This is a genomic window from Nocardia sp. NPDC058058 (assembly GCF_042885355.1).
In the GTDB taxonomy this organism is placed as follows: Bacteria; Actinomycetota; Actinomycetes; order Mycobacteriales; family Mycobacteriaceae; genus Nocardia.
In genome coordinates this window covers 76,742-101,001 of the sequence record NZ_JBHVSA010000002.1, presented here as the reverse complement: position 1 = coordinate 101,001, position 24,260 = coordinate 76,742, and the positions used below count along the sequence as shown (strand labels likewise).

Genomic DNA, 24,260 nt, shown 5'->3' with positions numbered 1-24,260 from the left:
AGGCAGATCTGAGTCGCCGATGCTACGCGGATGCCGCACGATTGTGCGCCAGACCGCTGTTCGGCGTGAGGCATTCTGTCATCTCCGCGGGATAGGGTGCTTACATGGGTTATCCAGAGGAAGCATTGGCGCCGGAGGAGCAGCTGGTGCTACATCGTCATCCGCATTGGAAGATGTTGTTCTGGCCCGCTGTAACTTTCATCCTGATCACCGCATTGGCCGGATTCGGGTTGGGCGTTGCCGCGCGCAATACCAATGGCAACGTGGCGACCGGTCTGTTGATCGGCATCGGCGTGCTGTGGCTGGTGATTGTGTTGTGGCGCAGCGTCATCCCGCTGATTCGCTGGAAGTCCACGCATTTCATCATCACCGACCGGCGGGTGCTGATCCGGCAGGGCGTGCTCACCCACACCGGTATCGACATTCCGATGAACCGCATCTCGAATGTGCAGTTCCGGCATGGGTTGTTCGATCGAATGCTGGGCACCGGAACGCTCATCATCGGGTCCGCGTCGGAGGATCCGCTGGAGTACGACGACATTCCGCATGTGCAGCAGGTGCACGCGCTGCTCTATCACCAAGTCTTCGATGTGGTGCAAAACGATCCGCGCAATCACGGTTCCCCGCCCGCCTACCCGTAGGCTTGCTCCGTGACCGCTGTACTGCTGGCCGAAGACGACGAGGCCATTGCCGCGCCGCTGTCGCGGGCGCTGGGGCGTGAGGGCTATGCGGTGACCGTGGAGAGCTACGGTCCCGCCGTATTGGAACGCGCCCTCGAGGGCGGCCATGACCTGCTGATTCTCGATCTCGGACTACCCGGTATGGATGGTCTGGAGGTGTGCCGCCAGGTGCGGGCGCGCGGGGCGGATCTCGCGGTGCTGATGCTCACCGCGCGCACCGACGAGGTCGATTTCGTGGTCGGGCTGGACGCCGGCGCGGACGACTATGTCGGCAAACCCTTCCGGCTCGCCGAACTGCTCGCCCGGGTGCGAGCCCTGTTGCGGCGCAGCGGAATCGGGGACGAAACGGTCGAGGTGGGCGGAATCCGGCTCGAACCCGCCGCGCGCCGCGTACTCGTGAACGGCCTCGAGGTGAATCTGGCCAACAAGGAGTACGAACTGCTCAAGGTGCTCATCGACCGCGCCGGGCAGGTGGTTTCGCGCGAGACCATCCTGCGCGAGGTGTGGGGTGACGCCGATCTGCGCGGCTCCAAAACCCTGGATATGCACATGTCCTGGCTGCGCCGGAAAATCGGCGATGAGGGACCGGTGGCGGAGCGCCGGATCGTGACGGTGCGCGGCGTAGGCTTCCGCTTCAACACCGATTAGCGGTTCCCGCGACCGGTTTTTCGTATGCTCCCCCCTGCGCCAGAGCGCGCGAGTCAGGTCGCGCCCCGGCGTACCCGATGGTCCGTGCCGTGGCGTCGGCCGACGCCGTGGCGTATCCGTATCGAACGCCGAGCGAAGCGAGGCATCTCGACGATGAGACGCAGAATCCTGCTGTCGATGGTGGCCGCGCTCACCCTCACCACACTGGTTCTCGGTGTGCCACTGGCCTTCACGGCCTGGCAGTGGGTGGAGGACATCTCCCGCAATGAGCTGCGCAACCGCCTGGATCGGATCGCGGTGGAGGTGGTGGCGCAGGAGCGCGATGACGGCCTGGTGCACGGCGAGCTGGATCTGCGGTCGGTGCGGCCGCTGATACCGCCGGACGGGCGGCTCACCATCGTGTATCCGACGCCGCAGGACAATGCCTCGCGCATCGATGTGGGCGCGGATCAGGTGCGCGATCCGCTGGCCGAATCGCTGGCCATGGGCACCTCGGGCTCGCTGCGGCTGGAAACCCCTGCCGCGCCGATGCATTCGATGCAGCGGCAGGCACTCGGCGCGGTCGCGGCGCTGGTGCTGATCTCGCTCGGGGCGGGTATCGCGGTCGCGGTGGTGACCGCGCGCCGGGTGGCGGATCCGCTGCGGGATGTGGCGGCGCGGGCCGCGCGGCTGGCGATGGGGGATTTCCGGGCGGATTCGCGGCGGCACGGGATTACCGAACTCGATCGCGTATCGGACGTATTGGACTCCGCGACAGTGGAAATCGCGGGTCGGCTGCAACGTGAGCACGCCCTCGTGGCCGATGTGTCGCATCAGCTGCGCAGTCGCCTCACCGCCGTGCGGCTGCGGCTGGACGAACTCTCCACCCATGACGATCCCGCCGTCGTGCACGAGGCGGAAGAGGCCATGGCACAGGTGGATCGGCTCACCGACGCCATCGACGAATTGGTGCGCGCCTCCCGGGACGAAGGCGCGGCCGACCGTGATCCGGTCCCGGTCGTCGCGGAACTCCGTGGGGTGGTGGCGGAATGGCGGCACCCCTTCGCGGAAGCGGGCCGCAAACTGGTGCTGCTCGGTGATCCCACCCTGCGCGCCCCCGTCACCGGTTCCCGGCTGCGCGAAGCGGTCGCGGTGCTGGTCGACAATGCCCTCATGCACGGCGGCGGCACCTGCACCGTCTCGGTTCGCACCGTCACCGGCGGCTTGGCTTCCCGCGAACCCCTCGTCGTGGTCGAGGTGGCCGACGAAGGTGACGGCGTCCGAGACGAATTGGCCCCGCACATCTTCGACCGCGGCTTCTCCGCCGCGGGCTCCACCGGCGTGGGCCTGGCCCTGGCTCGCGCCCTCATCGAGGCCGACGGCGGCCGCATGGAACTCCAGCGCCGCCGCCCCGCCCTCTTCGCCGTCTTCCTCGGCTCCAGTGGCGGCTCGCCCCGCCCCGCCCCCAACGGTCCAGTTACCGAACCGCGTTGAGACCGTGTTCTCTATCGATTCCCTAACCATTCGCTAGCCGGGGCTGAGAACTTGCTCCATACCTTCGGATTCGTCAGACAGAACGGCGAGAGATCGCCGACGAACCGAAGGAGTTGCCATGCAGAAGACCACAGTTCGCCGCGGCGCGATCGCGGGCGGTATCGCGGGTGTCGCCGTGATCGCCGCGCTGCTCGCCCCGGCCGTCGCCAATGCGGCCGAACCGGACGCGACCGGCGGCGAGGTGGCCCGCCCCGGCGTGGCGATCCCGGTGGACCCGAATGTGCAGTTCCCCTCCGACCCGTCCGAAACCATCCTGGTGACCAAGGACGACGACGGCAATGTCACCGTGCAGCGCGGCCGCCCGGGCCAGCTGCCCCCCGGCGCGATCCCCGCGACCCCGCTCGAGCCCGGCCAGCACGGCGTCACCATCCTCCCGCGCGACACCTATCCCGCCTCGCCGGTCGTCCCGGCCCTGCCCGCCCCCTCCACCGGCAGCGCGGGCTGAGAAATTCCGGGTGATTCGCTCACAGTTTTCGCACGGGTGGCGTCAGTAGGGTCTGGGCTGTGAGTGGTCCGCTGATTCTGGTTGTGGACGATGACGCGCGGGTGCTGGCGTCGGTGGCGCGGGGGCTGCGGCTGTCCGGTTTCGAGGTGGAGACCGCGACGGACGGGGCCGCCGCGCTGGCGCGCATCACCGCCAGCGCGCCGCAGGCGATGGTGCTGGATCTGAATATGCCGCTGCTGGACGGGGTGCAGGTGGTGACGGCGCTGCGGTCGTTCGGGAACGATATTCCGATCTGCGTGCTGAGTGCGCGGGCGGAGGTGACCGATCGGATCGGGGCGCTGGAGGCCGGGGCCGACGACTATCTGACGAAGCCGTTCGACCTCGGCGAACTGGTGGCGCGCTTGCGCGCCATGCTGCGCCGCGCCCCCGCGCCCGCGTCCGAGGCGGATCGAATTACGGTGGGCCCCCTCACTATTCAGCCGAGTGCCCGCCGCGCCTTCGCCAATGACGCCCGCCTCGATCTCACCAAACGCGAATTCGATCTGCTCGCCGCCCTGGCCGCCGCCCCCGGCCAGGTCTTCACCCGCGCCCAGCTGCTGGATCGCGTCTGGGGCTACGACTTCGAAACCCAGACGAAAGTGGTCGACGTGTTCGTCTCCTACCTGCGCCGCAAAATCGAATCCACCGGCAGTCCCCGCCTGATCCACACCGTCCGCGGCGTCGGCTTCGTCCTGCGAGACGACGCGTGAGCGGGTTCGCTCGCATCCGGCAGCGGTTCGGCTCGGTTCGGCGGCGCGGACCCGGTACCTCCCGGCGGCCGCTGTCGCTGCGCACTCGTGTCGCGCTTGCCAGTGCCGCGACCGCCGCCGTGGTGGTGGCGCTGATGAGCACGGTGTTGTTCGCGGTGGCGAGCAGTGATGCCAAGACGCAGGTGGGGTCGGTGGTGGATGCGATAGCGCTGTCTCCGGCGCAGCCGCTGCCCGCGTTGCCGACGGATCCGAGCGCGCCGCTGGTCACGACGGATGTGCCGGGCGCGCATGCGCTACCCGAGCCCGCGACGCCCGGTCCGGAGCTGTACCTGCAACGTGGCCCCGCTGCGGATTCCTCGACCGCGGTGGAGTTCGCCCGCACCTTCCCGGTGGCGGGCAAGACCGTGGTGGTGGCCGTACCCCGCACCGTCGCAACGGATTCCGCGACCAAGCAGCGCACCCGGATCATCGGCATCGGGGTGGCGGCGACGGCGCTGGCGGCCCTGCTCGGCTGGTATTTCGCCTCGCGCGCGGTGGCCCCGCTGCGCCGTCTCACCGCCGAGACGGCCGGGCTGGGGGATCGGCTGGCATTGGACCCGCCCAAGCGTCCGGTGGCAAGTGAGACAAGGGAATTGGCCGATGCCATGAACACCATGCTGGACCGGATCGCGGTCGAGCGGCGGCACACCAGTGAAGCCCTGGTCACCGCAAGGGATTTCGCGGCCACGGCCGCGCATGAACTGCGAACCCCGTTGACCGCCATGCGCACCGATCTGCAAGTCCTGCGCACCATGTCGCTCTCGGAGTCCGAGCGCACCGAGATCCTGGACGAGGTGCTGGCCGGTCAAACCGCGATCGAAGCCACCCTGCATGCCCTGGAGCGCTTGGCCGTCGGCGATCTCACCACCGAATCCGATTGGGAGGACGTCGATCTCGGCCAGCTCATCGATCAGGTGGTCGACGACGCGCTGCATATGAATCCGGGTGTCGCCATCGAAACCGAAGGCGTGGAACCCATTCGACTGCGCGGCCTGGCGGCGGGCCTGCGCTCGGTGGTCGAGAACGCCATCACCAATGCCGTCCGGCACGGCTCCGCCGGCCGAATCGACATTGCCGCCCGCGGCAGCGACGGCATCGCCACCCTCACCATCGACGATGACGGCACCGGCGTTCCCGAGTCCGAACGCGAGCGCGTCTTCGACCGCTTCCACCGCGCCAGCCCCACTCCGGGCAGCGGCCTGGGCCTGGCCCTGGTGGCCCAGCAGGCCCGCTTGCACGGTGGCACAGCCACTCTCACCGACAGCCCGCTGGGCGGTGCCCGTCTGACCGTCACCCTGGTGGTGGACCGAGGCTGACGCCGCCTGGCACGGCTCTCGGCGCGGCGGGCCCCGCCACCCCCGAATACGACCGCGGCCCACAACCGAAAGGTTGTGGGCCGCTATCTTTTCAGGCTCTAACTATGTCCGAGTTGTTCCTCGTTGACCAGATCCTCGAACTCTTCTTCGAGTTCTTTCATTTCATCCGGAAATACCCAGCGCCGCATCGCCCAGAATCGGAATGCCATCTGCAGCAGATTTCCGATGATGAACGCGCTGAAGAAGTCGGCGATGTTCTCCACGGTGAAGCTGACGTTCGGCTGCCGCAGATCGAACACATAGCTGGAGATGTACAGCGGCAGGCTGGCCAGCAGCACGCCGATACCGCTGACCGCGAAGAACAGCAGCGCCTCGTGATGCTTCTCGCGCCCGCCGCGCTTGTCGAAGGTCCATTCGCGGTTGAGGATGTACGACACGATGACCGCGATGGTGCCCGACAGGATGCGGGCGATCGTCGGCTTGGTGTCCAGTACGGTCCACTTCAGCAGGTAGAAAATCCCGATATCGATAACGAAGGTCGTCGCTCCGACAATCGCGAACTTCAGCAGTTCGGAATGGCGGTCGGCGAGGTCCCGCAGTGGTGTGGGCAGGACGTTTATGACCTTGTCGACAAATGACACCAGCCGAGTCTACGTCGCTTACCGACTCGGAGAGCAACCCGCGGGTTGTAGGGGGTCGGTGCCATGACAACATTGACGAACGTGAGCGCACGTTCCTTCGATTCCTCCGCGATGCCCACCGTCACCATGATCGGTGGCGGCCAGCTCGCGCGCATGACCCATCAGGCGGCCATCGCCCTCGGGCAGCGGCTGCGCGTGCTGGCCGAACGGCCGGACGACCCGGCGGCGCAGGTCACCCCGGATGTGGTGTTCGGCAGCCATCAGGATCTGGCGGCGCTGCGCAAGGCGGCCGTCGGCTCGAACGCGGTGACCTTCGATCACGAGGGCGTCCCGACCGAGCACCTGGAGGCGTTGATCGCCGAGGGCGTGAATGTGCAGCCGCCGCCGAGCGCGCTGATCTTCGCGCAGGACAAGCTGATCATGCGCCGCAAGCTGGCCGAGCTGGGTCTGCCGATTCCGGCGTTCACCGAGGTGACATCGGTCACGGACGCGGTCGAGTTCGGTGACGCGAACGGCTGGCCGTTCGTGCTCAAGGCGGTGCGCGGTGGTTATGACGGTCGCGGCGTGTGGATGCCCGCCGATGCCGCCGAGACCGAGCGCATCGTGACCGATCAACTGGCGCACGGGGTTTCGCTGCTGGCCGAGGCCAAGGTGGATCTCGCTCGCGAACTGTCGGCCATGGTGGCGCGGTCCCCGTTCGGTCAGGCCGCGGCCTGGCCGGTGGTGGAGACCGTGCAGCGCAACGGTCAGTGCGCCGTGGTGATCGCGCCCGCGCCCGCGCTGCCCGAGCAGCGCGCGACCGCGGCCGGTGCCCTGGCTTTGCGCCTGGCGGCCGAACTCGGCGTCACCGGGGTCATGGCCGTGGAGCTGTTCGAAACGCACTCCGGTGAGCTGCTGGTGAACGAGCTGGCGATGCGGCCGCACAATTCCGGGCACTGGGGTATGGACGGTGCGTGCACCGGTCAGTTCGAACAGCATCTGCGCGCGGTGCTGGATTACCCGCTGGGTTCCACCGCGCCGCTGGCTCCGGTGACCGTGATGGCGAACATTCTCGGTGCGGCCGAATCCCCGGAGATGTCCATGGACGAGCGCCTGCATCACCTGGCCGCGCGCCTGCCCGAGGCGAAGGTGCACCTGTACGGCAAGGGTGAGCGCCCCGATCGCAAGATCGGCCACATCAATATCCTCGGCGACGATGTCGCCGTCACCCGCGAGAAAGCGGAGCGCGCGGCGCATTGGATGTCGCACGCGATTTGGACCGACGGATGGGATCCGCATCATGACTGAGACCGCACAGGTTGGCCTGATCATGGGCAGCGACTCCGACTGGCCGACCATGGTCGCCGCCGCGGAAGCGTTGGCGGAGTTCGGAATTCGTTTCGAGGTCGGTGTCGTTTCGGCGCACCGCACCCCCCAGCGCATGCTCGATTACGCCAAGGAGGCGGCCGGTCGCGGCCTCCGGGTGATCATCGCGGGCGCGGGTGGCGCGGCGCATCTGCCGGGCATGGTCGCCTCGGCGACCGCGCTGCCGGTGATCGGCGTGCCGGTCCCGCTCAAGCACCTCGACGGCATGGACTCGTTGCTCTCGATCGTGCAGATGCCCGGCGGCGTCCCGGTGGCCACGGTCTCCATCGGCGGCGCGCGCAATGCCGGTCTGCTGGCCGTGCGCATCCTGGCCGCCGCCGATCCCGAACTCCGCGGGTGCATGGAGCAGTTCCAGGCCGATCTGGAGAAGATGGTCCTGGAAAAGGATCAGGCCCTGCGAACCCAGCTGCTGGGCTGACCGAATCCGTGCGCCCACCCGGCTACGGTGGGCAGGTGGCCCCCGACGACGCTACTGCCAGACGCCTGACGGTTGTCGATCATGCCCTCCGGTTGTTCGCCGAAAAGGGTTATGAGGCAACCACTGTCGATGAGATAGCGGAGGCGGCCGGTATTTCGCGGCGCACCTTCTTCCGGCAGTTCCGGTCGAAGGAGGATGTGGTCTTCGCCGATCACGAATCGCAGCTGGCGCAGGCGCGGGCGTATCTGGATGCCGCGCAGGGCGATCCGTGGGACGCGGTGCTCGAGGCCGTGGTGGCGGTGTTCGAAAGGTTCACGCAGTGGCGGGAATTGGCGGCGCGCCGGTATCAGGTGGTGCGGCAGGTGCCGACCTTGCGGGAGCGGGAGATCGTCACCGTTTTCCGGTATGAGCGGCTGTTCACCGACTATCTGCGGACGCGGTTGCGCGGCGAGTCGGATCTGGCGCTGGTGCAGTTCACGGCCGCGGTGACCGCCACGCACAACTATCTGCTGCGGCGCATGGTGCGCGGCGAGTCCGATGCGAGTCCGGCGGATCTGCGGGCGGCGCTGGCGACGGTGCCGCGGGGGGATGCCGAGCGTCCGGCGGGGGTGCCGTCGGATCAATTGGTGGTGGCGGTGTTCCCGCGCGATATGCCGTCTCGGCAGGTCGCCGATCTTCTACAGCGTCGTCTCGATACGCTGTGACCGATGCGCAGTGGCGTAGATGACACTGCGTGCCACGGTTTGATAGGGAACTAAGCGCACGTGGCCGCGCTGTCGCGGCGTATACTTTGCTTTGAATGGCACTGAGTGCCGAGACGCTGGGAAGGTTGGGCTTCCAGCGGCGATCCGATCCGAACGACCAGGAGACGAATCCATGGCGGGCAATCCCGATTTCGATCTGTTCAAGCTCGAGGACTTCCACGATGAGCTGCGCGGCGCGATTCGCGCGCTGTCGGAGAAGGAGATCGCCCCGTACGCGAAGGACGTCGACGGCAACTCCCGCTTCCCGGAGGAGGCGCTGACCGCGCTGAACGCCGCCGGTTTCAACGCGGTGCACGTGCCGGACGCCTACGGCGGCCAGGGCGCGGATTCGGTCGCCACCTGCATCGTGATCGAAGAGGTCGCGCGCGTCTGCGGTTCCTCCTCGCTGATCCCCGCGGTCAACAAGCTCGGCACCATGGGCCTGATCCTGCAGGGCTCCGAGGAGCTCAAGCAGCAGGTGCTGCCGACCATCGTCAACGGCGGCATGGCGTCCTACGCGCTGTCCGAGCGTGAGGCCGGTTCCGATGCCGCGTCCATGCGCACCCGCGCCAAGGCGGACGGCGACGGCTGGATCATCAACGGCTCCAAGTGCTGGATCACCAACGGCGGCAAGTCCGATTGGTACACCGTCATGGCCGTGACCGACGCCGACAAGGGCGCGAACGGCATCTCCGCGTTCATGGTGCACAAGGATGACGAGGGCTTCGTCGTCGGCCCGCTGGAGCACAAGCTGGGCATCAAGGGTTCGCCCACCGCCGAGCTGTACTTCGAGAACTGCAAGGTGCCCGGCGATCGCATCATCGGCGAGCCCGGCACCGGTTTCAAGACCGCGCTGCAGACCCTGGATCACACCCGCCCGACCATCGGCGCGCAGGCCGTCGGCCTGGCACAGGGTGCCCTGGACGCGGCCATCGCGTACACCAAGGACCGCAAGCAGTTCGGCAAGGCCATCGCGGACTTCCAGAACACCCAGTTCATGCTCGCCGATATGGCGATGAAGGTCGAGGCCGCGCGCCTGATGGTGTACACCTCGGCCGCGCGCGCCGAGCGTGGCGAGAAGAACCTCGGGTTCATCTCCGCAGCCGCCAAGTGCTTCGCCTCGGATGTGGCCATGGAGGTCACCACCAACGCCGTGCAGCTGTTCGGCGGCGCGGGCTACACCACCGATTTCCCGGTGGAGCGCATGATGCGTGATGCCAAGATCACCCAGATCTACGAGGGCACCAACCAGATTCAGCGTCTGGTGATGTCGCGTCAGATCCTGCGCTGACCTTCGCGCCGTACCTGATATCCCGCAAGGCGGTCCGAGTGCTACTCGGGCCGCCTTCGGCGTTTCCGGAGGGAAAACGGTTCGGGTGGAACGCTGTTCAGACCGTGTCGCCGAAACGCAGTGAGCGCGTGATGAGCTCGCGCAGCGCCCGCTGACCCGCTTCGCCGGGTGCGATGGTGTAGGTGATCAAGGCGCGAACGCCGGGATCCGCTGTGAGGGGCAGGAATTCGTAGTCGAGGGAGATCGGCCCGACCTCGGGATGCCGGAAGTGGTAGACCCCGTGCGCGACGCCGACGACATCGTGACTGCTCCACAGTTCGTCGAATTGCGCACTGGACGAACGCATTCGGTCGACCAGATCACGCAGTTCCGAATCGCCGGGGCGGTGCGCCAGCCGCATGCGCAGATCATGGGTGATCTGCCGGGCGATAACGGATTGTTCGCCCGCGAGCAGCGTCCGCAGCCGCGGATCCAGCAGCACCAGATGCGCCCAATTGCGTTGCGGCCCGGGCAGGGTGGCGAAGTCGATGCCGAAAAGCACGGTGGCGGCGTGATTCCAGCCGAGGATATTGGTGTGGTGCCCGACGATGTACGCCGGAACCTGCTCCAGCGCGGCCAGCAGCGCGTGCAGGGCAGGCCGCAGCGCCGGTGCTGTGGGCTCCTCGCCGGGTGCGGGCGGATGCGCCAGTTGATATAGATAGCCGCGCTCGTCATCGCTGAGCCGCAGCGCGGTCGCCACGGCATCCAGCACGGTGAACGACACATTGTCGAGCCGCCCCTGTTCCAGCCGCGCGTAGTAGTCGGCGCTGACCCCGGCGAGCTGGGCGAGCTCCTCGCGGCGCAGCCCGGGCACGCGGCGGCGGGTGCCGTAGTACGGCAGTCCGACATCCTGCGGCTGCAGCCGGGCACGCCGGGAGCTCAGGAAATCGCCGAGTTGCTGAGAGGTGTCCACGAGTACCGAATCTTAGGGTGGGTTTGCTGGACCGAGGTTGCCCGGACCTCGGAAATACAGGTTCTGGTCCGGACGTTCGTGATCGATGAGGCTGTTGATCGACACAGTCTCCAAGCACGAGAACGGATTTCGCCATGTCTGCCCCCACTGCCCGCACCCCGGGTATCGAGAAGGTCGCCACCACCCCCGACTGGTACCACCCGTACCGCATCTCCCAGGCGATCACCGTGAACGGCATGATCTACGTCTCCGGCCAGGCCGGTTTCACCGAGGACGGCCGTACCGTCCCCGGCGGTTTCCTCGAACAGGGCCGCCAGGCCTTCCGCAATGTGCAGCGGGTATTGGCCGAGGCCGGGGCCGATTTCAGCGATGTGGTGAAGGTGGGCATCTTCGTCACCGATATGCCCGCCAACCTCCAGCACGTGATCACCCTGCGCGGAGAATTCCTGTCCGAGCCCTACCCCGCCGACACCTTGCTGCAGGTCGCGGCCCTGGCCCAACCCGATTGGCAGATCGAGGTCGAGGTCATCGCGATGGTCCACCCCGGCTGACCGATCCGCTGCTGCTCCTCGGTGGCGCGGGCGGCGGGGCGGCGCGGGTGGGACGGCGGCGCGTTTGCGCGTGTCCGATGTCCGAGTTGCCCCCAATTCCCGGGTGTTGCAAGGGTTTGGCCTCGAACGTTGTGTGTTGGTCTGGGAAATAAGAGGTTTCAAGACTGTTCGAAGTGGGAAAGCGGGGGCACTATGGAGCCATGGCCGGAGTCGAAATCACCGACACCTTCGTCCGGCGGACCCTCGCGGACGGACGGGTTGAGGAAGTCGCGTGGCGGGAGCTGGCGGAGGTGCGCATTATCACCACGGCCGATGGGCCGTTCGCCGAAGATGTTTTCTTCGTGCTGATCGGGGCCACCGGTAAGGGATGCGTGGTACCGCATTCCGCCGCCGACACCGCGTTCCTGGCGCGATTGCAGCGGCTACCCGGGTTCGACAACGAGAAGGTCGTCGAGGCCATGGTGAGCACCGGGGATCGGCAGTTCCTGGTGTGGCGGGCGCAGCGACCCGAGGGCAATCGGTCGAATTAGCCGACCAGATCGGCGTATTCGGGATGTGAGCCGATGTACTTCTCCACATACCAGCAGGTCGGAATGATCGAGAAGCCCTGGGCGCGTGCGTCGTTCAACGCGAACTCGACGACCTGTGCGGCCACGCCGCGGCCCCGGAACTCGGGGAAGGTGAGGGTGTGCTGGATGTCGAGGGTCTTCTTGTCGCCGTCCACGCGCTCGGCGTAGTCGGCGTAGCCCGCGAGGGTGTCATCGAGGTAGATCTCGTAGCGGGTGTCGTCGACATTGTGTTCCAGCCGGGTACTCATGGTCGGTGAAAACTCCCTCGCGCTGCGGATTGTTCCGGGCGGCGGGTCAGATGACCGCGCCCGGATTCAGTATCCCGTGCGGATCCAGCGCGTCCTTGACCCGGCGCGTGAGCGCCATCACATCCGGACCGAGCTGATCGGGCAGCCACGCTTTCTTCAGCCGTCCCACCCCGTGTTCCCCGGTGATGGTGCCGCCCAGCCCGATCGCCAGATCCATGATCTCGCCGAACGCCAGGTGCGCGCGCTCGGATTCGGCTGGATCATTCGGATCGTGCACGATCAGCGGGTGGGTGTTGCCGTCCCCCGCGTGCGCGATCACCGAGATGAGCACCTGCCGTTCGCGCGCGATATCGGCGATGCCGTGCACCAGATCGCCGAGCCGGGGCAGCGGCACCCCGACATCCTCGAGCAACAGCGGCCCTTTGCGTTCCACCGCCGGTATGGCGAATCGCCGTGCGGCGCAGAATGCTTCGCCCTCCTCGGGATCGTCGGTCCGGAAAGCCTCGCTCGCCCCGGCCTTTTCGCAGGCGGCGAGCATGATGTCGGCCTCGTGCCCGGCGTATTCGCCCGGCGCGTCCGACCGCGCCACCAGCAGCCCGGCGGCCGACCGATCGAGCCCCATGCGCAATTCGTCCTCGACCGCGTTGATGGCGACCGAATCCATGAATTCCAGCATGGACGGCCGCAACGCCCCGGTGATGGCGAGAATCGCCTCCATCGCCCCGCCGAGCGTCGGGAAACTCGCCACCACCGTCGACTGCGGCGGCTGCGCGGGCAGCAGCCGCAGGGTGAGTTCGGTGATGATGCCGAGCGTCCCCTCACTGCCCACGAACAGTTTGGTGAGCGAGAGCCCCGCCGAATCCTTCAGGCGCGGACCGCCCAGTCGCACCGCGGTGCCGTCCGCCAGCACGACCTGCATACCGAGCACGTAATCGGTGGTGACGCCGTACTTCACACAGCACAGCCCGCCCGCGTTGGTGGCCGCGTTGCCGCCGATGGAACAGATCTCGAATGAGGACGGATCCGGCGGATACCACAGGCCCTGTTCCGCGACAGCTCTTTTCACCTCGGCGTTCAGCAGCCCCGGCTGTACGACGGCGGTCCGGGTGACCGGGTCGACGCTGATCTCGCGCATCTTCTCGGTGCTCAGCACCAGCGCCCCGGCCTGCGCGGTGGCCCCGCCCGAGAGTCCGGTGCCCGCCCCGCGCGGCACGATCGGCACCCGATGCTCGTGTGCCCAGCGCACCACCGCCGCCACCTGTTCGGTGGTCGCGGGCCGCACCAGCGCCAGCGCGAGCGCGGCGTCCGGATCGAATGCCCGATCCTGCCGGTAGGCCCCGAGCACATCGGGATCGGTGACGAGCATGCCGTCCGGGAGCAGGACGCGGAGCGAGTCGAGATCGGTGTCCGAGTTCACAGTTGAAAGCTACGTGATGGGCGCCCGCACGGGGTGCGTGTCCGATTAGTCGCGATTATTGGCACTATTTACCGATTGTTCTCCGTGTCGGGGTGCCAGGGTGATTGCCGCGCACACTCTTATCCGACAGCATGCGAACTCATGCCGTCCACACCGCTCAACCCCGCCGGTGACGTTCCGGATACCGGTATCCCCGCGCGACTCGCCGCCCAGATGACCATGGCCGAGCAGCATGACTGGCATCGCGCCTATCTGCGCCGCCACGCGGTCTCGCGCCGGAACTTCCTGCTCGGCTCCGCGGCCGCCGCGGCGGTGGCGGGGGTGGGCGCATCGCCGTTCGCCGCCCGCGCCTACGCCGATGACGCCCCGCTGGGCGTGGCGGGCCGCCATGTCGGCTTCGGCGCGGATTCGACTACGCAACTGCGCTTTTCGGCGCAGCTTTCCCGTAATCCCGGTGCCGCCAAGGTTTTCCTGGATCACGGCGCGACACCGGCGCTGGGTGGCACCGTCGAGGCCGAGGTGCGCAATCTGGTCACCCAGATCCCCAGCGCCGACGGGGGAGTGCTTGCGGCGGAACAGTTCTACGTGCACGCACCACTGGACGGCCTGCCCGGCCGCCTGCCGCACTTCTACCGCTGGCGCACCTCGGACGGTTTCGCGGGCGATGTGCGCTCGGCGTCCACCGCCATGCCCACCGCGCGCGCGGCCGTACTGCCCTTCCGCTTCACCATGATGGGTGATCAGGGCGCGGACGACACCCCGGGGCAGCCCGCCGGTCTCGCCCCGGGCGACTACGACGATATGTACTACAAGCCGGACAATGAGCCGACCGTCCGGCACACCGAGAACGTCATGCGCCAAATCGTCGCCGCCCGACCGGATTTCCACGTGCTGGCCGGTGACATCGCCTACGCCGATCCGTCCGGTGCGGGTAAGAGCCCGCAGTACGTCGCCTCGGGCGGGACCCCCGCGAGCGGTTTCGACAAGTTCAATCCCTATGTCTGGGACGTGTACTTCGGCGCGATCGAATCGAGCGCCTCGACCACCCCGTGGATGTTCGCCACCGGCAACCACGATATGGAGGCCGCCTACAACACGCACGGGTACGGCGGACATCTCGCGCGCCTCGACTTCCCGGGCAACGGCCCGGCGGGCTGCCCGTCCGCGTACTCCTTCACCTACGGCAATGTCGCGGTGCTGTCGCTGGACGCCAATGACGTCTCCTACGAGATCGGCGCGAACACCGGCTACTCGGGTGGAGCCCAGAACAGCTGGGTGGAAAGCACTCTCGCGCGCTACCGCTCGAATCCGGATATCGACTTCATCGTCTGCTTCTTCCACCACTGCGCCTACTCCACCACCGATTCGCATGCCAGCGACGGGGGAGTGCGCGCCGCCTGGTGCGCGCTGTTCGACCGCTACCAGGTGGATCTCGTTCTCCAGGGCCACAATCATGTCTTCGAGCGCACCGACCCGATTCGCGGAGGCGTGCCGAGCAAGGCGGCGGGCGACAATTCCATCGTCTACCCGGACACCGACGGCACCGTCTACTACACCGTGGGCGGTGGCGGCCGCCCCCGCTACGGCTTCCAGCCCGGCTCGCAGGAGAGCTACCGCGGCAACGAGGTGCCCGACACCGCCGTCCCGAACAGCTACGTCTGGAACTCCGGCGGCGCGAAGACCGACGAGGCCGCCCCGTGGTCCCGCGTCCGCTTCCGCAACTACTCCTTCATCCGCGTCGACGTCCGCCCCGGCTTCTTCTCCAGCGAGATGGACGTGATCGCCGTCGACGAATACGGCCGCGAATTCGACAAGGTCACCTACCGCCGCCAGGTCCGCGGCTAGCCGTCACCCCGGAAACCCAAGCGGGGCAGACGATTCCCTCCGTCATCCCGGCATGCTTTCGGCCGGGATCCACACACCGCGTACATGCGCTGAGGGTGTGGATCCCGGCCAAAAACGCGCCGGGATGACGAGGGATCCGTCGCCTATCGGGTTGTGCTGCGCGGCAGTGTGAATGCGGCCCCGAGCACCACCGCTACGATCCCCAGCGCCGCCAGCGCCGCGATCTCCATGGCGTGCACCGAACTGCCTAGATCATGCGCCCCGCCGAGCGCGCTGAAGAAGATGGTGCCGAGAACCGTTGCGCCGATGGCGTTTCCGAACTGCTGCGCGGTGGTGAGCACTCCCGCCGCCATGCCGGCCTGATGCGCCGGGATCCCGGACGACAGCACCGCGCCGATGGCCGACGGAATGGTCATCCCGTTCCCGATGCCGACCAGCACCATGCCCGGAATCAGGGTCCATGCGGTGATGGACGATCCGTACCAACCCAGCACGCCGACGGTGAGCGCCAGCCCGGTGAAGCTGATGCCGGTGCCCAGCACCATGACCCGATTGCCGATCCGCTCGGCCACCTTGCGGGCGAACAGCGAGCTGGTGGCGAAGGCGATTCCCAAGGGCGCGAAGGTGAGTCCGGCCGCCAGCGGTGACATGCCGAGCCCGTTCTGCAGCAGCAGCGTCAGGCAGAGCATGAAGCCCGCGAAGAACGCCAGGTAGCCGCCGGAGATCACCATGCCCGCCGCGAACACCCGCTCGCGGATGAGTGCGGTATCGAGCACCGGTTGTCCGCCGCGCCGAGTCAGCGCGGCCTCGTAGCGCAGGGTCAGCAGCAATACCGGCAATGCCGCGGCCATGGACACCCAGGTCCACACCGGCCAGCCCTCGGGCCGTCCCAGCGTCACCGGCACCAGCACCAGTGCGAGCGCCGCCGAGATCCCCAGCGCACCAATCGGATCCAGCCTCGGCCGATGGGTCTGCTCGTGCCGGGGCAGCCACCGCGCCGCCAGCAGCGCCGCGATCACCCCGATCGGCAGGTTGATGAAGAAGATGGTCCGCCAGCCCCACCCGAACAGGTCGAGATCGAGCAGCACCCCGCCCAGCACCTGCCCCGAGACCGCGCCCAGTCCGACGGTCGCGCCGAACGCCGCCATGGCCTTGGCCCGTTCGGCGGGCGGGAACATGGTGTTGATCAGCGCCAGCATCTGCGGCACCATCGCGGCGGCCGTAATCCCCTGTAGCACTCGGAATCCCACCAGCGACCAGGCGCTCCAGGCGAGCCCGCAGAGCAGCGATGCGGCGGCGAACGCCAGCATCCCGATGACGAACATGCGCCGATGCCCGAACAGATCGCCGAAGCGTCCGCCGGTGATGAGCCCGCTGGCATAGGCGAACCCGTATCCGCCGACCACCAATTCGAGCGCGGCTTCCCCGGCGTGCAGATCGTGTTGCAGCGACGACGCCGCCACATTGATGACGAAGTAGTCGAACATGGCCATGAACATGGCGGTGAGGATGACCGGCAGCACCCGCCACCGATTCGGGAATGCCCCGGCGACGTCGGTCGATGATGCGGAAACCGCTGTGGCGGTACGGCTTTCGATGATGGTCACGTCGTTCTCCGAACGTGGAACAGGAATTGAGCAGAACGTGCGGCGCGCCATTGCACCGAGGTCGGGGGTTCGGGGGCCTGCCCCCGGAACTTCCCCTCACCTTTCGCGAAGGTCATAACCAACTGGTTAGTTGAAAGTATTCCACTCGCTACAGCCCTGTCAACTACTCAGTTGGTTATGATTGGCGGCATGGCAGCAGTCAGGGATCCGGAGGCGACGAAGGCGCGGATTTTCGCCGCCGCCACCGAGGAGTTCGCCGCGCACGGCATCGCCGGTGCCCGGGTCGATCGCATCGCCCGCAATGCCAAGGCCAATAAACAGCTCATCTACGCCTACTTCGGCGATAAGGAACTGCTGTTCCGGCAGGTGCTGGAGAAGACCATGCTCGATGTGGCGGCCTCGGTCACCACCGATATCGAGGATCTGGATACCTGGATCGATCAGCATCTGGACTACCACCGCGAGCATCCCGAACTGCTGCGCCTGCTCATGTGGGAGGCCCTGGAACTGGGCGCGGAGAACGCCTCGGCGGGTGAGCTGCGCTGCGGCCGCTATCTGGAGAAGCGCGCCAAAGTCGAAGTGGCGCAGGAGAAGGGCCTGATCCGCAAGGATATGCCGTCCGGCCACGTCATCATGCTGCTGATGAGCATGATCAACTACCCGCTCGCGGTCCCGCAGGTCGCCGAGTTCTCCCTCGGTGAGGACGGCGATCCGGAACTGGTGCGCAAGTGGACCAAGGACGCCATCCGCCGCGTGGTCGCCCCGCAGCACGATGCCGCCGCGCCCGGTCCGAGCACCTGACCGGTCGGTCCCGGCTCGGTAACCGCGCCGCAGTACAGTGTCGCCGTGCCCGATCCCAAGCTCGAAATCCAAATGCTGCACGACCGCGTCATGGTCAAGCTCAATCAGGACGCGGGCGAGCGTCGCAGCAGCGGGGGCATTCTCATTCCGGCTACGGCCCAGGTGGCCAAACGCCTGTCCTGGGGTGAGGTGTGCGGCGTCGGCTCACACGTGCGCGCCATCAAGGTCGGCGATCAGGTGCTCTTCAGCGCCGACGACCAGTACGAGGTCGAGATCCAGGCGCAGGCGTATTACGTACTGCGCGAACGCGATATCCACGCGGTCGCCAACGAACAGGCCGAACACGGCACCGGCCTGTACCTCTGACCCGGAAATCGGTACGGCCCGTGCCGTTTCGGAGCACGGGCCATCGGTCATGACGCGCGGCGTCGGGTTCAGAGCGTCTTGATGGTCCCGCCGTCGATGACGATGTCCGCGCCGACGATATTCCCGGCCAGTCCCGAGGCCAGGAAGGCGATCAGCGCCGCGACCTCTCCGGCTTCGGTGATGCGGCCCGACGCGATGCCGAATTGTTCGGGGACGGCATCGAGGAATTGTTCCTGGGCAAGGCCGTTGGCGTGCGCGAGCTTGGCCCCGACGCTGTCGGGTCCGCGCCAGATGGCGGTGCCGACCACGCCGGGGGATACCGTGTTGACTCGCACGCCCCGCGGCCCGAATTCCTCGCTGAGTCGTTTGTTGAACGCGGTCAGCGCGGATTTGGCCTCGCTGTAGCCGACCGGTCCGCCGGCGGGCAGCTGCGCGTTGATCGAGGAGACCGTCACGATGGCCCCGCGCCGTTCGATAAGGCTCGGCAATGCCGCACGGGTGACGGCCACGACGCCGAACAGGTTGAGGTCGAACAGGTTTCGCCACTGCTCGTCGGGAATGTCGAGGACGCCCTCGAGGCCGAGCTTATCGCCGTCGCCGCCGCCGGCGTTGTTGATCAGGATATCGATCCCGCCGAGTTCGGTCAGTGCCGACCGCACCGCGGCGGTGGCTCCGGCGGCGGTGCTGAGATCGGCGGAAACGGTTGCGGTCGCCACCTTTTCGAGTTCCGGGGTGATGGTGCGCGCGACACCCGCCACGCGCACGCCCGCATCGGCGAGCGCTTCGGCGACGGCGAGCCCGATGCCCCGGCTGGCGCCGGTGACGAGTGCGGTCTTGCCGTGCAGTCCGAGATCCATGATGTGCCTTTCTTGAACTTAAGGTCAAAAATGAGTGCGGAAAAATACGGGTCGCTCGCGCGGCCCGTGGTTATGGGTGTTTCAGAGGGTGTTCAGTGCGGTGTCGATAATCCGATACAGCGTCGCGGCGTCGGCGGTCTTGGCGGTAATGCGCAGTCCCACAACGGTGTTCTGTACGAACTCCGCGTAGCCCCGCGCATCGATCTCATTCCGCACATCGCCGTCCCGGCGGCCCTGGTCGATGCGCGCCGTGAGCGCCGAGATCATGCGCTGCTGTGACGCGTCCACCGCGCGGGCGGCAACGGCGTCATGCCCGGCCAATTCCAACGCCGTGTTCGCGACCAGGCAGCCGCGCCGATGTGCCTGCGCGAGATCGGTATCCACCACGAATCGCAGCCAGGCGCGCAGCCGGTCACGGGTGCTCCCGGGTTGGCTCAGCACCGCGGTGATGAGCTCGCCGCCTTGGCGGTCGTAATGCTCGAGAGCCCTGTCGAACAGCTCGCGTTTACTGCCGAAGGCGTTGTAGAGGCTGCCTTTTCCGAGTCCGGTGGCCTCGGCGAGCTGTGCGGGTGAGGTATTGGCGTAGCCGTTGGTCCAGAACGTCTCCATCGCGCGCTCCACCACGGTGTCCGCTTCGAAGTTGCGTGGCCGTCCCATGGCATGAAAATACCCCGTTCTGTACCTTGAGGTCAAGAACGGGGTATTTCAGCGGGAGAACCCTAGAGCGCCTTCAGTTCCTCGGTGACCGCACCGACGGACTTCTTGGCATCGCCGAACAGCATCGAGGTGGTGTCGGCGTAGAACAGCGGGTTGTCGATACCGGCGAAGCCGGAGTTCATCGAGCGCTTGAGCACGATGACCGATTTGGCCTTGTCCACATCCAGCACCGGCATGCCGTAGATCGGCGAGGACGCGTCCTCACGGGCGGCCGGGTTGGTGACATCGTTCGCGCCGATCACCAGGGCGACATCGGTGCGGCTGAATTCGCCGTTGATATCGTCCATTTCCTTCATGGCGTCGTACGAGACCTCGGCCTCGGCCAGCAGCACGTTCATATGGCCCGGCATACGACCGGCGACCGGGTGAATCGCGTACTTGACCTCGACGCCCTTGGCCTCGAGCAGCGCCGCCATCTCCTTGACCGCGTGCTGGGCCTGGGCCACGGCCATACCGTAGCCGGGGACCACGATGACCTGGTTGGCGTACGCCATCTGGATCGCGGCGTCCGCGGCGGAAGTGGCCTTGGCCTGCTTCTGCTCACCGTCACCCGACGCGCCGGGAGCCGTTCCGCCACCGCCGAATCCGCCCGCGACGATGGCGGGGATGGACCGGTTCATGGCCTTGGCCATCAGGTTGGTCAGGATGGTGCCGGACGCGCCGACGATCATGCCCGCGACGATCATGGCGGTGTTGTTCAGCGCCAAACCCGCTGCGGCGGCGGACAAACCGGTGAGCGCGTTGAGCAGCGAGATGACGACCGGCATATCCGCGCCACCGATGGGCAGCACGACCATCAGGCCCAGGATGCCCGCGAGCACCAGCACCAGGATCATCCAGTACTGCGGCACACCGTCTTTGGTCGCACCGATACCGATGACCACCGCGGCCGCGATGGCGCCCGCGAGCAGCAATAGGTTCAGCGGCTGCTGTAGCTTGCCCACGCTGATCGGGCGGCCGGACAGCAGTTCCTGCAGCTTGGCGAACGCGATGACCGAGCCCCAGAACGACACCGAGCCGATGACCGCCGCGAACAGCGAGGCGATCACGATGTGCGCGGTCGGCTGCTCACCGGCGGGGAAGTCCGAAAAGCCCTTGGTCTCCAGGAATTCCGCCCACGCGATGAGTGCCACGGTGCCACCGCCGACGCCGTTGAACGCGGCGACGAGCTGCGGCATGGCGGTCATCTTGGTGAAGCGGGCCGGGGGCACGCCCAGGCCGATGCCGACCACCAGACCGGCGATGATGATGATCCAGTTATTGGTATCGCGGATGGAGATGAACGTCGCGATGACGGCGATGAACATGCCGACCGCGGCGATCTGGTTGCCGCGCACCGCGGTCTTCGGGCCGGTCAGGCCCATCAGACCGTAGATGAACATCGCAAACGCGACGATGTAGAGAATATTGACCAGATTGTCCATGGCTTACTTGTCCGCCTTCTCTTGCGCAGCAGGCTTCTTGGCCTTGAACATGCCGAGCATGCGGTCGGTGACCACGAAGCCGCCGATGACGTTCAGCGTGCCGAACACGACCGCGACGAACAGGATGATCTGCATGAGCACCGAGGGGTGCTCGATCTTGCCGAACACCACCAGCGCACCCAGCACGACGATGCCGTGAATGGCATTGGTGCCGGACATCAGCGGGGTGTGCAGGGTGTTGGGCACCTTGGAGATGACGGCGAAGCCCACGAACCCGGACAGCACCAGGATCGCGATATTCGCGAGAAGTTCGGTGTACATCAGGCTTCCACCTCACGGGTGACGCAGGAATCGGCCAGCACCTGATCGCTGAAGTCGGGTGCGAGCGCACCGTCCTTCAACATCAGTTCCAGCAGCGCCGAGATGTTCTTGGAGTACAGCTCGGAGGCGTGCTCGGGCATGGTGGCCGGGAGGTTCAGCGGCGAGGCGATGGTGACGCCGTGGCGCACAATCGTTTTGCCGGGCTCGGTGAGCTCGCAGTTGCCGCCGGTCTCGCCCGCCATATCGATGATGACGCTGCCGGGCTTCATACCCTCGACCGCGGCGGCGGTGACCAGGCGCGGGGCGGGACGCCCGGGCACCAGCGCGGTGGTGATGACCACGTCGAAGCCCTTGATGGCGTTCTCCAGCGCGGTCTGCTGCTGGGCGCGCTCTTCCTCGGAAAGCTCACGCGCGTAACCGCCTTCACCGGCGGCGTCGATGCCGAGGTCGAGCCACTGCGCACCGACCGAGCGCACCTGATCGGCGACCTCGGGGCGCACGTCGTACCCGGTGGTCCGGCCGCCCAGGCGCTTGGCCGTGGCCAGCGACTGGAGACCGGCCACACCCACGCCGAGCACCAGTACGGTCGCGGGCTTCACGGTGCCCGCGGCGGTGGTGAGCATTGGGAAGAAGCGGGTGGACTCCGACGCCGCCAGCAGTACGGCCTTGTAACCGGCGACATTGGCCTGCGAGGAGAGCGCGTCCATGACCTGGGCACGGGAGATGCGCGGAATCGCTTCCACCGCAAAGGCTTGCACGCCGGCGGCCTTCAATGCGCCGATCTTGGTGTCGGCGTTGCGGGGTGCGAGGAAGCCGATGAGCGTCTGACCACTCGAAAGCTTGGCGATCTCGGCGTCGTTGGGGGGCGCGACCTTGACGACCACATCGGTGTTCCACGGATCGCCGATGGTGGCGCCCGCCTCGACGTAGGCTTCGTCAGGAATGAGCGCGCCCAGACCGGCACCGGACTCGACGACCACTTCCACGCCCTGCTTCAGCAGCGACGGAATGATCTTCGGCACCAATGCGACACGTCGTTCGTCCGCGTTGGTCTCGCGAACCACGCCGACACGCGCACCGCGGGGCGCAGCTGTCTCGGCGCTCTGCGTTGTGTCCACTTGTCAAACTTCCTTCTCGTGGTGAGCCCGGGCCACCCGGTACTTCCTGATGGGCCGTGTCACCGGTCCAAACGGTGGGCCGAACTTACTTGTGAGTAAGTTCGTGAGAATTCTCGCAACTGTACCTGCTTCGCGGTGAGCGTAGCGGAGATAGGCATCACATGGGGTCGCGGGAAAACTGGACAACTCCATGGTCGGCGGCGTTGCGAACAGCCACAAGAGCGCACGACGCGGTGCGCTACCTACTGGTAGGTGTGTATCCAGGTGAACGGGCACGCGCCGCTCGCAGGGGTGTCGCGCATCACTTTTACGCCGTAATGTCTGGCGGGTGAGCGGCTGCGTATTCTGTCGGATCGTGTCGGGCGACGCGCCCGCGACCAAGATCTTCGAGGACGACATCCTCCTGGCGTTTCTCGATATCCGGCCCATCACCCGCGGGCATACGCTGGTGATCCCCAAAAACCACGCCTCCGACCTGGACGATCTGAATCCGGCGCTCGGTGCGCAACTCTTCGCGGGCGGGCATCGGCTCGCCAAGGCCATGCGGCGCAGCGACTTTCCGGCAGACGGTGCGAACCTGCTGATCAATGACGGCAAGGCCGCCTTCCAGACCGTGCATCACGTGCACCTGCACGTGATCCCGCGCCAGACCGGCGACACCTTCACCTTCGCGAAGGGGTTCGTGCTGCGCCGCCCGCACGATATGGAACATACGGCCGCCGCGATTCGCACCGGCTTGGACCGGCTCGCCGCCGAGGAAAGGGAAACCCACGCATGACCGACACGGTGCCGGACCAGACGGCGATCATCGCCGCCCTGTCCGACCAGTGGGACCAGCTCACCCGGCTAGTGGACGGACTCCCCGAACAGCGCTGGCGGGTGTCCTCGCCGCTGCCGGGCTGGACCGTGTTCGATGTGCTCGCGCACATCACCGGCACCGAATCGCTGCTGGCGGGCGAGCCGACCCCGGATCTGGAGGTCGGCGGCGACCATATTCACAATGCGATCGGCGCGCTCAACGAGAAGTGGATCGCCTCGCTGCGACCGCTGCCCGGGTCTGAACTGCTGGAGCGATTCCATCAGGTCACCGCCGGGCGGCTGAAGACCCTCGCGGGGCTCTCTCCCGAGGCATGGGCCGAACCCGGGCCGTCCCCGGTGGGCATGACGCCCTACGGCCGGTTCATGCGCATTCGGGTCTTCGACTGCTGGATGCACACGCTGGATATCGCCGACGCCCTGGGCGTTTCGATCGACGAGGGCGGGGTGCGGGCCGAAACCGCCTTCCCCGAAGTGATTTTCGGCCTCGGCCGGGCGGTGGTGAAAGGCGGCGGCGCTCCCGAGGGCGCGCGCGTCACCTTCGAGCTGACCGGGCCGGTGGCACGCACCCTGCATGTCGCGGTGGTCGGCGGCAGGGCGAACCTGGTCGAAATCCTGGACGGCCCTGCCGATGTCGTGCTCACCCTGGATTCCGGATTGTTCGCGCGCTTGCGCGGCGGGCGCACCACCGCGGACGCGCACACCGGCGAATTCACCATCGCCGGTGACATCGAACTCGGCAACCGCCTGGTTCGCGGCCTGACCTTCACCATCTGAGTTCCG

27 protein-coding genes are annotated in these 24,260 nt (G+C 67.0%); 17 read left to right on the top strand and 10 right to left on the bottom strand.

Going from position 1 to position 24,260, the window contains the following annotated elements:
* Positions 1 to 104: 104 nt before the first annotated feature.
* The 6 genes from ACFVUS_RS15630 to ACFVUS_RS15605 all read left to right on the top strand — a co-directional run bounded on the left by ACFVUS_RS15630 (position 105) and on the right by ACFVUS_RS15605 (position 5,410).
* A complete protein-coding gene (locus ACFVUS_RS15630) occupies positions 105 to 641 on the top strand; it encodes a PH domain-containing protein (protein ID WP_387765893.1) in 537 nt (178 codons plus the stop codon).
* A 9-nt stretch (positions 642 to 650) separates the two neighbouring features.
* Entirely contained in the window at positions 651 to 1,328 is a 678-nt protein-coding gene (locus tag ACFVUS_RS15625; protein ID WP_364646249.1) for a response regulator transcription factor, read from the top strand.
* Between the two features lie 153 nt (positions 1,329 to 1,481).
* On the top strand, positions 1,482 to 2,801 hold the full coding sequence (locus ACFVUS_RS15620; RefSeq protein WP_364646252.1) for a HAMP domain-containing sensor histidine kinase: 1,320 nt from the start codon (positions 1,482 to 1,484) through the stop codon (positions 2,799 to 2,801).
* Between the two features lie 118 nt (positions 2,802 to 2,919).
* Positions 2,920 to 3,306 carry a hypothetical protein gene (locus ACFVUS_RS15615; RefSeq protein ID WP_387765889.1) on the top strand — a complete coding sequence of 129 codons (387 nt, stop codon included), beginning with the start codon at positions 2,920 to 2,922 and terminating at the stop codon, positions 3,304 to 3,306.
* A 59-nt stretch (positions 3,307 to 3,365) separates the two neighbouring features.
* Entirely contained in the window at positions 3,366 to 4,055 is a 690-nt protein-coding gene (locus ACFVUS_RS15610) for a response regulator transcription factor (protein ID WP_387765885.1), read from the top strand.
* Positions 4,052 to 5,410, top strand: coding sequence for a sensor histidine kinase (locus tag ACFVUS_RS15605; RefSeq protein ID WP_387765882.1), 1,359 nt, complete (start codon positions 4,052 to 4,054; stop codon positions 5,408 to 5,410). Before ACFVUS_RS15610 ends, ACFVUS_RS15605 begins: the two co-directional genes overlap by 4 nt.
* Before the next feature lie 98 nt (positions 5,411 to 5,508).
* On the opposite strand, the gene ACFVUS_RS15600 is transcribed toward ACFVUS_RS15605, so the two are convergent.
* A complete protein-coding gene (locus ACFVUS_RS15600) occupies positions 5,509 to 6,051 on the bottom strand; it encodes a GtrA family protein (protein WP_364646265.1) in 543 nt (180 codons plus the stop codon).
* 63 nt (positions 6,052 to 6,114) lie between these two features.
* On the opposite strand from ACFVUS_RS15600, the gene ACFVUS_RS15595 reads away from it, so the two are divergent.
* From ACFVUS_RS15595 to ACFVUS_RS15580, 4 genes are all read left to right on the top strand, one after another.
* Entirely contained in the window at positions 6,115 to 7,338 is a 1,224-nt protein-coding gene (locus ACFVUS_RS15595; protein WP_387765878.1) for a 5-(carboxyamino)imidazole ribonucleotide synthase, read from the top strand.
* Positions 7,331 to 7,834, top strand: coding sequence for a 5-(carboxyamino)imidazole ribonucleotide mutase (gene purE / locus ACFVUS_RS15590; protein ID WP_387765875.1), 504 nt, complete (start codon positions 7,331 to 7,333; stop codon positions 7,832 to 7,834). Before ACFVUS_RS15595 ends, purE begins: the two co-directional genes overlap by 8 nt.
* A gap of 35 nt (positions 7,835 to 7,869) precedes the next feature.
* Positions 7,870 to 8,538: a TetR family transcriptional regulator gene (locus ACFVUS_RS15585; RefSeq protein ID WP_387765872.1), complete on the top strand. Its 669-nt coding sequence runs from the start codon at positions 7,870 to 7,872 to the stop codon at positions 8,536 to 8,538.
* A gap of 172 nt (positions 8,539 to 8,710) precedes the next feature.
* On the top strand, positions 8,711 to 9,868 hold the full coding sequence (locus ACFVUS_RS15580) for an acyl-CoA dehydrogenase (RefSeq protein WP_364646274.1): 1,158 nt from the start codon (positions 8,711 to 8,713) through the stop codon (positions 9,866 to 9,868).
* A 97-nt stretch (positions 9,869 to 9,965) separates the two neighbouring features.
* Here the strand turns inward: ACFVUS_RS15580 and ACFVUS_RS15575 are convergent, their stop codons facing one another.
* Positions 9,966 to 10,820, bottom strand: a complete 855-nt coding sequence (locus tag ACFVUS_RS15575) for a helix-turn-helix transcriptional regulator (RefSeq protein WP_387765868.1) — start codon at positions 10,818 to 10,820, stop codon at positions 9,966 to 9,968.
* Positions 10,821 to 10,954: 134 nt separating this feature from the next.
* Between ACFVUS_RS15575 and ACFVUS_RS15570 the strand changes: the two genes are divergently transcribed.
* Both ACFVUS_RS15570 and ACFVUS_RS15565 read left to right on the top strand, forming a co-directional pair.
* Entirely contained in the window at positions 10,955 to 11,371 is a 417-nt protein-coding gene (locus ACFVUS_RS15570) for a RidA family protein (RefSeq protein WP_387765865.1), read from the top strand.
* Between the two features lie 200 nt (positions 11,372 to 11,571).
* The gene (locus ACFVUS_RS15565; protein ID WP_364646277.1) at positions 11,572 to 11,901 is read left to right on the top strand and encodes a hypothetical protein; all 330 of its coding nucleotides are present in this window, start codon (positions 11,572 to 11,574) and stop codon (positions 11,899 to 11,901) included.
* Here ACFVUS_RS15565 and ACFVUS_RS15560 read toward each other — a convergent pair.
* Positions 11,898 to 12,188, bottom strand: a complete 291-nt coding sequence (locus ACFVUS_RS15560) for a GNAT family N-acetyltransferase (RefSeq protein ID WP_364646280.1) — start codon at positions 12,186 to 12,188, stop codon at positions 11,898 to 11,900. The two genes, ACFVUS_RS15565 and ACFVUS_RS15560, sit on opposite strands and share 4 nt — an antisense overlap.
* Positions 12,189 to 12,234: 46 nt before the next feature.
* Positions 12,235 to 13,554, bottom strand: a complete 1,320-nt coding sequence (locus tag ACFVUS_RS15555) for an FAD-binding oxidoreductase (RefSeq protein ID WP_387769882.1) — start codon at positions 13,552 to 13,554, stop codon at positions 12,235 to 12,237.
* 192 nt (positions 13,555 to 13,746) lie between these two features.
* Between ACFVUS_RS15555 and ACFVUS_RS15550 the strand changes: the two genes are divergently transcribed.
* Complete coding sequence (locus ACFVUS_RS15550) at positions 13,747 to 15,450, top strand: metallophosphoesterase (RefSeq protein WP_387765860.1); 1,704 nt, start codon at positions 13,747 to 13,749, stop codon at positions 15,448 to 15,450.
* Positions 15,451 to 15,593: 143 nt separating this feature from the next.
* Here the strand turns inward: ACFVUS_RS15550 and ACFVUS_RS15545 are convergent, their stop codons facing one another.
* Positions 15,594 to 17,057 (bottom strand): MFS transporter, encoded by a 1,464-nt coding sequence (locus tag ACFVUS_RS15545; RefSeq protein ID WP_387765857.1) that lies wholly within the window; start codon positions 17,055 to 17,057, stop codon positions 15,594 to 15,596.
* A 189-nt stretch (positions 17,058 to 17,246) separates the two neighbouring features.
* Between ACFVUS_RS15545 and ACFVUS_RS15540 the strand changes: the two genes are divergently transcribed.
* Both ACFVUS_RS15540 and ACFVUS_RS15535 read left to right on the top strand, forming a co-directional pair.
* A complete protein-coding gene (locus ACFVUS_RS15540) occupies positions 17,247 to 17,858 on the top strand; it encodes a TetR family transcriptional regulator (RefSeq protein ID WP_387765854.1) in 612 nt (203 codons plus the stop codon).
* 45 nt (positions 17,859 to 17,903) lie between these two features.
* Entirely contained in the window at positions 17,904 to 18,224 is a 321-nt protein-coding gene (locus ACFVUS_RS15535; protein ID WP_364646293.1) for a co-chaperone GroES, read from the top strand.
* 68 nt (positions 18,225 to 18,292) lie between these two features.
* On the opposite strand, the gene ACFVUS_RS15530 is transcribed toward ACFVUS_RS15535, so the two are convergent.
* The 5 genes from ACFVUS_RS15530 to ACFVUS_RS15510 form a co-directional block, all read right to left on the bottom strand.
* Entirely contained in the window at positions 18,293 to 19,081 is a 789-nt protein-coding gene (locus ACFVUS_RS15530) for an SDR family oxidoreductase (protein ID WP_387765850.1), read from the bottom strand.
* An 81-nt stretch (positions 19,082 to 19,162) separates the two neighbouring features.
* The gene (locus ACFVUS_RS15525; RefSeq protein WP_387765847.1) at positions 19,163 to 19,738 is read right to left on the bottom strand and encodes a TetR/AcrR family transcriptional regulator; all 576 of its coding nucleotides are present in this window, start codon (positions 19,736 to 19,738) and stop codon (positions 19,163 to 19,165) included.
* A 62-nt stretch (positions 19,739 to 19,800) separates the two neighbouring features.
* On the bottom strand, positions 19,801 to 21,222 hold the full coding sequence (locus ACFVUS_RS15520) for an NAD(P)(+) transhydrogenase (Re/Si-specific) subunit beta (protein ID WP_387765844.1): 1,422 nt from the start codon (positions 21,220 to 21,222) through the stop codon (positions 19,801 to 19,803).
* 3 nt (positions 21,223 to 21,225) lie between these two features.
* Entirely contained in the window at positions 21,226 to 21,543 is a 318-nt protein-coding gene (locus tag ACFVUS_RS15515) for an NAD(P) transhydrogenase subunit alpha (protein WP_153805792.1), read from the bottom strand.
* Positions 21,543 to 22,661, bottom strand: coding sequence for a Re/Si-specific NAD(P)(+) transhydrogenase subunit alpha (locus ACFVUS_RS15510; protein ID WP_387765840.1), 1,119 nt, complete (start codon positions 22,659 to 22,661; stop codon positions 21,543 to 21,545). The genes ACFVUS_RS15515 and ACFVUS_RS15510 overlap by 1 nt, the downstream gene beginning before the upstream one ends.
* A gap of 328 nt (positions 22,662 to 22,989) precedes the next feature.
* On the opposite strand from ACFVUS_RS15510, the gene ACFVUS_RS15505 reads away from it, so the two are divergent.
* Together ACFVUS_RS15505 and ACFVUS_RS15500 are read left to right on the top strand one after the other, a co-directional pair.
* Entirely contained in the window at positions 22,990 to 23,439 is a 450-nt protein-coding gene (locus tag ACFVUS_RS15505; protein ID WP_387765837.1) for an HIT family protein, read from the top strand.
* Positions 23,436 to 24,254, top strand: a complete 819-nt coding sequence (locus ACFVUS_RS15500; protein WP_387765834.1) for a maleylpyruvate isomerase family mycothiol-dependent enzyme — start codon at positions 23,436 to 23,438, stop codon at positions 24,252 to 24,254. The genes ACFVUS_RS15505 and ACFVUS_RS15500 overlap by 4 nt, the downstream gene beginning before the upstream one ends.
* Positions 24,255 to 24,260 lie beyond the last annotated feature (6 nt).